The organism is Methylobacterium sp. Ger2507 (assembly GCF_055231875.1).
The window spans coordinates 22,070-30,981 of record NZ_JBUYVC010000006.1; the positions used below are offsets into that span (position 1 = coordinate 22,070).

7 protein-coding genes and 3 pseudogenes are annotated in these 8,912 nt (G+C 64.0%); 5 read left to right on the forward strand and 5 right to left on the reverse strand.

All coding sequences use genetic code 11. The features are described from left to right. Positions 1-36: 36 nt before the first annotated feature. The gene (gene traA, locus ACV7NL_RS24875; RefSeq protein ID WP_463357422.1) at positions 37-3,438 is read left to right on the forward strand and encodes a Ti-type conjugative transfer relaxase TraA; all 3,402 of its coding nucleotides are present in this window, start codon (positions 37-39) and stop codon (positions 3,436-3,438) included. Between the two features lie 487 nt (positions 3,439-3,925). Beyond that, positions 3,926-4,867 (forward strand): annotated as a pseudogene (locus tag ACV7NL_RS24880) (IS481 family transposase); the annotation flags it as partial. A gap of 719 nt (positions 4,868-5,586) precedes the next feature. Here the strand turns inward: ACV7NL_RS24880 and ACV7NL_RS24885 are convergent. The 3 genes and pseudogenes from ACV7NL_RS24885 to ACV7NL_RS24895 all read right to left on the reverse strand — a co-directional run. Continuing rightward, positions 5,587-5,880: pseudogene (locus ACV7NL_RS24885) on the reverse strand (transposase); the annotation flags it as partial. After that, positions 5,879-6,091: pseudogene (locus tag ACV7NL_RS24890) on the reverse strand (IS481 family transposase); the annotation flags it as partial. The pseudogenes ACV7NL_RS24885 and ACV7NL_RS24890, both read right to left, overlap by 2 nt. A 95-nt stretch (positions 6,092-6,186) precedes the next feature. Continuing rightward, positions 6,187-6,672, reverse strand: a complete 486-nt coding sequence (locus ACV7NL_RS24895) for a hypothetical protein (RefSeq protein ID WP_463357423.1) — start codon at positions 6,670-6,672, stop codon at positions 6,187-6,189. Between the two features lie 379 nt (positions 6,673-7,051). Between ACV7NL_RS24895 and ACV7NL_RS24900 the strand changes: the two genes are divergently transcribed. After that, positions 7,052-7,324: a BrnT family toxin gene (locus ACV7NL_RS24900; RefSeq protein WP_463357424.1), complete on the forward strand. Its 273-nt coding sequence runs from the start codon at positions 7,052-7,054 to the stop codon at positions 7,322-7,324. After that, positions 7,303-7,587 (forward strand): BrnA antitoxin family protein, encoded by a 285-nt coding sequence (locus ACV7NL_RS24905; RefSeq protein ID WP_463357425.1) that lies wholly within the window; start codon positions 7,303-7,305, stop codon positions 7,585-7,587. Before ACV7NL_RS24900 ends, ACV7NL_RS24905 begins: the two co-directional genes overlap by 22 nt. 130 nt (positions 7,588-7,717) lie before the next feature. Here the strand turns inward: ACV7NL_RS24905 and ACV7NL_RS24910 are convergent, their stop codons facing one another. Continuing rightward, entirely contained in the window at positions 7,718-8,290 is a 573-nt protein-coding gene (locus ACV7NL_RS24910) for a recombinase family protein (protein ID WP_463357426.1), read from the reverse strand. Positions 8,291-8,362: 72 nt separating this feature from the next. Here ACV7NL_RS24910 and ACV7NL_RS24915 point away from each other — a divergent pair, with 72 nt between their 5' ends. Further along, a complete protein-coding gene (locus tag ACV7NL_RS24915; protein ID WP_463357427.1) occupies positions 8,363-8,542 on the forward strand; it encodes a hypothetical protein in 180 nt (59 codons plus the stop codon). Positions 8,543-8,653: 111 nt separating this feature from the next. Here ACV7NL_RS24915 and ACV7NL_RS24920 read toward each other — a convergent pair. Further along, on the reverse strand, positions 8,654-8,912 hold a 259-nt coding region (locus ACV7NL_RS24920), incomplete at its 5' end, for a transposase (RefSeq protein ID WP_463357428.1).

The window sequence follows — 8,912 nt, forward strand, 5'->3', positions numbered from 1 at the left end:
GCGGTGCTAAGGTCAAGCTCCTCGGGGCCGGATCGGATGGCAATCTACCATTGCAGCATGAAGCCCGTCAGCCGGGCCGGGGGGCGCAGCGCCGTAGCGGCGGCCGCCTATCGCGCAGGCGATCGCCTGGAGAATCAGCGCGACGGCCTCGTGCACGACTACACGCGCAAAACCGGGGTGGTGCAGGCCGAGATCGTGCTGCCGGCCGGGGTCGACGCGGCCTGGGCGCTCGACCGCTCGGCCCTTTGGAACGCGGCCGAGGCGGCGGAGAAACGGAAAGACGCCCGGGTGGCGCGCGAGTTCGAGATCGCGCTGCCGCACGAGCTGTCATCCGAGCAGCGCCTGGCCGCGACGCGGGACTTCGCGCGGGATCTGGCCCGGCGCACCGGCGCCGCGGTGGACTTCGCCATCCATGCTCCGCACGCAGCAGGCGACCAGCGCAACCACCATGCCCATGTGCTCGTGACCACGCGCCGGGTCGGCCCGGAGGGGCTGGGCGAGAAGACCGACCTGGAGCGCGAGAACAAGTGGCTTCTGGCCCAGGGGAAGCCGACGACGGACGCGCAGCTGCGTGAGATCCGCGCGGCCTGGGAAGGCATCGTCAACCGGCATCTGGCCGCCCAGGATCTGGATCTGCGCATCGACCACCGCAGCCATGCCGCGCGCGGGATCGCGCTGGCGCCGACCGAGCATGTCGGGGTGCACGCCACCCGGATGGAACGGCGCGGGCTCAGCGTCACGCGGGCGCAGCTCGATGCGGCGTCCGCCGCGCGCAATGCCGCACGGATCGCCGAGCACCCGGAGGAGGTGCTGACCCTGATCACGCACGAAAAGAGCGTGTTCGACCGGCGCGACATCGCCCGCGCCCTGCACCGGGCCTTGCCCGACGATGCGCAGGGCTTCCAGAACGCCCTGGCCACCGTGCTGGCCTCGCCGGCTCTCGTCACTCTGCAGCCCGAGCAGACCGATCCGCGCACCGGCGTGGTGACGCCGGCGCGCTACGCCACGCGCGCGATGGTGGCGCTGGAAGCCGGGATGGTGGCGGCGGCCGGACGCCTGCAGGCGGCGGACACGCACGGGGTCGCCCCGGCCCGCATCGCGGCGGCCCTGGCGCGCCAGGACGCGGCGATCCGGACCAGCGCAGGCGATCCCACCGCCGGGCTGTCGCCCGAGCAGCGCGCCGCCATCGCGCACGTGACCGGTCCGGAGCGGATCGCCGCGGTGGTGGGGTTTGCCGGGGCCGGCAAGAGCACGATGCTGGCCGCGGCCCGCGCGGCCTGGGAGGCGCAAGGTTACCGGGTCGTGGGCGCGGCGTTGTCGGGCAAGGCGGCGGAGGGGCTGGAGGAGAGTTCGGGCATTGCCAGCCGTACGCTGGCCTCGTGGTCGCTGGGCTGGGACCGCGATCGGCATCGCTTGAGCCGGGGCGACGTGTTCGTGATCGACGAGGCCGGCATGGTGGGCTCGAGCCAACTCGCGCGCTTCGTGGCCGAGGCCGAGGCGCGCGGCGCCAAGATCGTGCTGGTGGGCGATCACGAGCAGCTCCAGGCGATCGGCGCCGGAGCGCCGTTCCGGGCGATCGCGGAAGCGGTCGGCCACGCCGAGCTCAGCGACATCCGCCGGCAGCGATCGGACTGGCAGCGCGCCGCCTCGGTGGCCTTCGCCACGCATCGCACCGGCGAGGGCCTGGCCGCCTATGGTGCGACCGGCGCGATCCGGTTCCTGGATGGGGGGGCAGCAGCCCGCGCCGCGATCGTGGCCGATGCCCTGGCGGAGCGGACAAGCCGGCCAGAGGGCTCGCGGGTGGTGCTGGCGCATCGGCGGGTCGACGTGGCGGCGCTCAACACCGCGATCCGCTCCGGTCTGCAGGAGCAGGGCATCCTCGGGCAGGGGGACGCCGCGGGCGAGCACACCTTCACCACCCGCGAGGGCGAGCGCGCCTTCATCGCCGGCGACCGCCTAGTGTTCCTGGAGAACGAGCGTGGGCTCGGGGTGAAGAACGGGATGCTGGGCACGGTCGAGGCCGTGGCGGCTGGATGCATCACGGTGCGCATCGATGGTCCGGCGGAGGCACCTTTGCGCCGCGTCGCGGTGCCGACCGAGACCTACGCGGCCTTCGATCACGGCTACGCCACCACCATCCACAAGAGCCAGGGGGCCACCGTGGACCGGGCCTTCGTGCTGGCCTCACCCACCCTCGATCGGCATCTGACCTACGTGGCGATGACGCGCCACCGCGACGCCGCCCGGCTCTATGTCGACGGAGCCGAGTTCGGGGTGAGCGGCCCGGTGCAGGCCGAGGCCGACTTGCCGGCCGGGTTCGTGGCGCGGCTGTCGCGGGCGGGCACGAAGGAGACCACGCTGGACTATGCGCCGGCCTACGCGGCGCGGCGCGGGATCGCCGAACGGCTCGGGATCGGGAGCACCATCGCCCTGGTGTCGGACGCGGTGGACAGGGCGGCTGCGGCCGCGACCCGGGTCCGGCGCGGGATGTTCGACGGGCTCAAGCTGCCCCGGGCCAGTCCGGTCGCCGCGGTCGAGCCGGCCGTGTCCGAACCGGCCCCGGTACCCGCCGAGGCTTGCCCCTCCGCCGCCGGACCGGCTCCCTTGCCCGAGACGCCTCTTGGGATCGCCGAGTCTGCCGACACGGCTCCGCCTCGGCCGCGACCTGTGCCGCCGCTGCTGCCGGCCCAGACGGTGTTCGCGCAGACGCCGGAGGCGCAGGCCACGGCGGCCGCGGACGCAGCGATCCGGGGGCATGCCTGGGAGTTGGAGGCGGTGTACCGTGAGCCACACGCGGCGCTGCAACGGATCTGGGCGTTGGCCGGCCGACCGGATGCCGATCCCGGGGTCGTGTCACTGCAGATCTCCAAGGATCCGGAGGCGTTCGGCGAACTGCTCGGCCGGACGCGGCGGCTTTTCGGTCCCGACAAGACGCGCAAGGCGGTGCTCGGACAAATCTGGCCCACGGCCTGTCGGGTGAGTAGCGCAATGGAGACGTGGCAGCGCGTGTACGGCTACGTCCTGCGCGAGGAGAGCGCACGGCGCGTTGCGGCCGGTGTCGAGATCCCGGGCCTGTCGTCCGACGCGCAGGCCTTCCTGGCACGCTACCGCGCGGCGAAGCGGGCGGATCAGCCGACCTTGGTCGCCCGGGCGCTTGCGACGCCGGGTGGGCGGGCGGTGCTGGGCGAGTTCACGGCGGTGAAGACGGCCGGCGATCAGCGGGTGCAGGCCTACAAGATCGATGAGGACCGGGGCGCGGGCACCATCGCGCACATGTTCGCCCGGGTGCCGGAGCTGACGCCTGCGCAGGGGGCCGCCATCGGTGAGCTGGTGGTGACCAGCCGTGGGATCGATCGGCACCGGTTCGAGCTCGAACACACCCAGGAGCGGACGCTGCGCCGGGGCCTCGATCGCGAGGGGCCAGCGCTGGGGCGGTAGGCTGGCGAAGAACGAAGATATGCTGGAACAGGCTGCCGCCATCGCCAACCACTCCTCAACCCGCACCACGCAGCTCTACGACAACCGAAGCGGCGAGGTTAACCTGGACGAGATCGAGCGCATCCTGATCTAAGCGAGTGCACCATGATTGTTGTGGCTCACGACGGACCTGTAGGGCGTATCAGGCTGATGCGAGCCGGGATTTGAGGGTGACGCCGCCTTCTGCCTTTGCACGCGTGGCCTTTTTCCGCCTAACGAACGTTGGCATCGCAAGGATCGCATCCGGCTTGCCTGGTAAACTAACGACAACCTTGACCTGTCCACCGAGTGCTTCTGCAATGCGGGCAATAGTCGATACCTGCATGTCCGGTGCAGGCTTACCCTCAAGCTTGGCGACATATGCTTGCGACGTCTCTAGAGCGGCCGCTAGGTGTTTGATCCCGCAGTGTGGTGATACGGTTGAGTACCTTGCTGCGAGGGAAGCGCTATGGGCCAGGTTCTCCATGGAAGCGCCACCACGACGGAGGCAGTCCGTCGCGCGATTCAATTACGTGAAGAGAGCGTAAGGGCGCTTGCCCGGCGCTACGGTGTCAGTCCGACGACGGTGCAGAAGTGGCGCAAGCGGACGACGACGGCAGATGCCCGGATGGGACCCAAGGAGCCGCGCTCCACCGTCCTCACGCCTGAGGAGGAGGCGATCATCGTCGCCTTTCGGCGTCACACTCTGCTTCCCCTCGACGACTGCCTCTACGGTCTCCAACCGACGATCCCGCACCTGACCCGGTCTTCGCTGCATCGCTGTCTGGAACGGCATGGGATCAGCCGACTGCCCGAGATCGACGGCGACAAACCCAAGAAGCAGCGCTTCGCGAGCTACGCCATCGGCTACGTCCACATCGATATTGCCGAGGTCAGCACGGCTGAAGGCAAGCTCAGGCTGTTCGTAGCCATCGACCGAACCAGTAAGTTCGCCTTCGTACGGCTGGTCGAAAGCGCCGGCAAAATGGAGGCGGCCCAGTTCCTGCGCGACTTCATCGAAGCGGTGCCTTACCGCATCCACACGGTGCTCACGGACAACGGCATTCAGTTCACGTCACGCCAGCGGGATATCTATGATAGTCAACACATCTTCGATCGTGTTTGCGACGAGCATAGCATCGAGCACCGTCTCACCAAGGTGAACCACCCTTGGACCAACGGGCAAGTCGAGCGAATGAACCGAACGATCAAGGACGCAACGGTCAAACGCTACCACTACGACAGCCATGCTCAGCTTCGAACACACCTGCATCTGTTCGTCGATGCCTACAACCACGCCCGCAGGCTCAAGACCCTACGTGGCCTGACACCCACTGAGTTCATCCTCAATGCCTGGACGAAAGAGCCCGATCGCTTCAGGATCGACCCGTCACACCTCATTCCGGGACCATACACCTTTGGTCGAGGCCTGCCGGCCCAAGGCCAAAACGCCTCCGTAGGATCTGCAGCGCACGCTCTCGGCCATTCTCTGGCAGCATCAGAAAGGGGCCAAATGGCGGGTCATTCCGGTTGCGGCGCCTAGATCGAGATATCTATCACGCTAAGTAAATTAGCTTGGCGTCGAGGCCCTGCCGTAATTTTTCTAAATCACTTTCAGTTTTGACCTGATAGTACGAATAGGTCAGCTCTGCTAAATCACACGGCACATCATCGGACATAGGTCCTTGTATACATACTACTTTTCTTACTCCAAGAAATTTAGCATCGTCACACATAGACTTTCTGCCGTCATCACTTGTGTACCATCCCGAACGTATGGCCTCTACAGTCTCGTTCGAAATTGTCGTTATTTTATCATTCAGATCTTTATCGTTAGTAGCATGTATCAAGTAGATCGATTCCTGCACCATCCAGCTTTTAGTAGCTGTCGGCGGTCTACCTTCGTAGAAAAGTAAATGCGCTGAATATCAAGTCATAAAAGTCTCCATAGCCTTCTCAAGGTGTATTGTCATTTGTTGTCGTCAATAAATATTCCGTTGTGTAAAGGCCGAACTGATCCTGCCTAATTGCCGAAGAGCTTGGATACGTGCCCAAGACGTTTACCGCAAAACTTCTTCCCGCGCCGACCTCCGAGTGAGCCGAACCCTTCGGGCGGGGCTCTAGGGCGTGTCATCGCTTGAGCCAATCGAGGGCGGCTGCGGGGGAGAGGACGCCCATGAAGCTGACGGCAGTCTTCTCGTAGCGGGTGGCGATGGCGCGCCACTCTTGGAGCCTGGCCCAGAGACGCTCGACCTGGTGACGGTTGTTGTCGATCCAATCCGGGCAGGCCACGGGCGCTTCGTAGCGCTGAGGCGGGATCGCAGGCCGAGCGCCCATATCCCAGATGCGTTCGCGAAAGACGTGGCTGGTATAGCCGCGGTCCCCCACGACCCATTTGGGCACCCCCGGCAGCTGGTCGAGCAACCGCCTCGTGCTCCGGTGACAGCACCGTCGAACGCGGATCCTTCGGACCCGTACGCTGGTCGGCAACCGAGGTCCGCTGCCGCCACTTGGCGACCGTCTTCTGATTGATCCCGTAGCGCTCCGCAGGCGCCCTCAGGCTCGCTTGACTATATTGGATCGCTCGACGGATCGCCTCAGTCGTCGTGGCGCTGCCGTGAAGAATCTGGCCCATAGCGCGTCCCTCAACTCAGACGTGAAGGTTGCACCATCAAACCCCGGGATCAAACATCTAGTCATCGCCTATGTGCAGATGAAATAAAGACGCGCTTATATACCTCTATTGACATAAAAATACTTATTTACAAGATTTCGATCACTTTCTCTCCAGTTTAAATCAGAGCAACTTGCATAATTTCTCAGAAGCTTCTCAAATACTATCCGCACTGCAGAAGGTCTTATATTACTTTTATTAACAAACGTTACTCCCTTAGCCGAATAATGCACCACACGATATATTGCCTCCTGCAAAGTTCTCATAATAACTTCATCGTCCCTTCCCACAAATATATCTTCCCTTTCACCAGTAACACCACGAATAGAATAACGATCCAAATTCTCAGTTGGATTTTCAAGAACAGATAAATCTAACGATTCCGGCCATTCAAGCATAGATATTAGAAAAAGATGATCAAAATCTAGGTTCATCTCATGATCCTTATTTCCGAATGCGGCCGTCGGTCCAGATGCTCTGGGGAGTTTTTCTGTTTTCCCAATCTCTCCTATTATCCCATCGTTTCCATTGTGGATCACCATGCGTGTGGATCGGCGTCGAACCATGACCCCACTCGTAGGTCAGCTTAAGTTCATATAGTTTCTGCTGAAATTCTCGAAGAGGTGGGGTCACGATCGGCGCCGATCGCGACCCCATCAACAACTGAAATCTACTCTTTTCCTCAAGCGCTTAGAGGTGTTCGTGACGGGGTCATAGTTCGACGCCGATCCACATTCACGCCTCGGCCGCGGGCGCGTTGATGAACCGGGCGACCCTCTCGTGCGCCTCCTGGAGCGCTTCCCTGCTCTCGAAGCCGATCGCCAGGGCTCGATCGTGCCCCCGGCTAATGAGGTGACGCAACTCGTTTCTGTACGCACAAAAAGTCTTGCATCTCTGATTTAATGTGCGTACAAGAATGGCATGCCGATTTCCTTCGACCCTGCCAAGAGCGAGAAGAACGCCGCCGAGCGCGGTCTTCCCTTCGACGCGGCCGAAGACTTCGACTTCGATACGGCGATCATCCGTCAGGATACCCGCTTGCCCTATCCCGAGCGGCGCTTCCAGGCGATCGGCGCCCTTGGCGATCAGGTCGTGATGCTTGTCTTCACACCGACCGCCGATGGCTTCCGGGTGATCTCCCTTCGCCACGCCAGCCGCAAGGAGCGCGTCACATGGCACGCAAGCAACCCCTGAACGACGACGCCCCAGACCTGACCGACGCCGAGCTTGCGGAAATGCGGCCGGCGCGCGAGGTCCTGACGGCCGCCGAGCTTGCGGCCGTGAGGTCGGTTCGGCAGGCGCGGCTCGGCCGTCCTCCGTCCGAGGTCCGAAAGGTGCCCGTCACGATCCGCCTTGATCCCGATATTGTGGATGCCTTCAAGGCGACCGGCGACGGCTGGCAGTCGAGGATGAACGCGGCCCTGCGCAAGGCGGCTCAAGAGATCCCGAGGGCCTGAACCGGCCCATGCTTGGTTAGTGGCGCCGAAGGGTATTCCCGACGCTAGATTACCAGTCAGGCTTTCCCGACATGCTTGCCCTCGACGGCCTGTGACTTTCAGCGGTAAGTGGCGGTGTTTCTTCAGCGTTCTATGGCTGGCGGCTCAGCGTCCGATAGACGGTTGGCCGGGAAACGGAGAACAGCTCGGCGAGATCGCTGATCGTGTAGGTCCCGGTGTCGTGCATGCGCCGCAGTTCCTTCTGCTGCTTGTCGGAGAGCTTGGGCTTTTTGCCCCGCAATTTGCCCCGCGACCGGGCGATGGCCATGCCCTCGCGGGTGCGCAGCCGGATCAGGTCGGACTCGAACTCGGCGAAGGTCGCGAGGATGTTGAAGAACATCTTTCCCATCGGATCGGCCGGGTCATAGACGCTCGAGCCCAGCGCCAGCTTGATCCCGCGTGCGACGAGCGCGTCGGCGATGCTGCGCGCATCCGGGACGGACCGGGCGAGACGATCGAGCTTGGGCACGACGAGGGTATCGCCGCGGCGCACGGCGGCGAGCGCCTGGTCGAGACCGGGGCGAGACCGGTTCGTACCGGTCAGGCTGTGATCGGTGTAAATCCGCTCAGGGACGACGCCGAGCTTTTCGAGGGCGGCCTTCTGCGCGGCGAGGTCCTGTTTGTCGGTGGAGCAGCGGGCGTAGCCAATCAGGGTCGTGGTCATGGCCAAAAGTGTACGCTAGCCCTCCCCTTAGTGATAGTTTTATCGTACCATTCATCTGAGACGGGGTTTCGCGTGGTTCTGCAACGAACCGGGTTCAAGCCGGCGCGCGTCCGCTGGACGATCCCCTTGCGGACGCGGTCGACGCAGATCGAGAGGCAGATTGGGCGCATCCTCGCGATCAACGACCTGCACGTCATCGCCGACGATGTGGTCGAGGCCGCCCGCAGCACCCTCGGTATCGGCGCCACATAAATCTGAGACAACACCGCTACTTATCGCTGAAAGTCACAGCTTGAGAAGGCTCGGAATGAGCTCCCTGAGGATGACGGGAAAACGATCGGACACTGTTGGCGAAGTCGGCGGCTATGCGGCGAGAGCGCTGAATCGTGAGGTGTGGGCCGAGGCCAGGGGTCTGTGCCCGAACCAGGCGGCCAGACGATCCAGGTTGAGGGCAGCGGCCGTGGCCACCCCCTGGAAGGTCGTCTTCGCCAGTCCGCGGTAGCGGGAGCGGCGCAGGCCGAAGCTGCGCACGCCCTGAGAAATCGTGCCCTCGATGCCCTGCCGTTGCGCGTACAGGCGCCGGCCCTGCTTGCTCTCGTGCTGTTTGCGCGCTGCCGCCAAT

What these genes read in the sequence shown, in the direction of transcription:
- traA (WP_463357422.1), top strand. Translation starts at nt 37, where the DNA reads ATGGCAATCTACCATTGCAGCATGAAGCCCGTCAGCCGGGCCGGGGGG.
- ACV7NL_RS24895 (WP_463357423.1), bottom strand. Translation starts at nt 6,672, where the DNA reads ATGGTGATCCACAATGGAAACGATGGGATAATAGGAGAGATTGGGAAA.
- ACV7NL_RS24900 (WP_463357424.1), top strand. Translation starts at nt 7,052, where the DNA reads ATGCCGATTTCCTTCGACCCTGCCAAGAGCGAGAAGAACGCCGCCGAG.
- ACV7NL_RS24905 (WP_463357425.1), top strand. Translation starts at nt 7,303, where the DNA reads ATGGCACGCAAGCAACCCCTGAACGACGACGCCCCAGACCTGACCGAC.
- ACV7NL_RS24910 (WP_463357426.1), bottom strand. Translation starts at nt 8,290, where the DNA reads ATGACCACGACCCTGATTGGCTACGCCCGCTGCTCCACCGACAAACAG.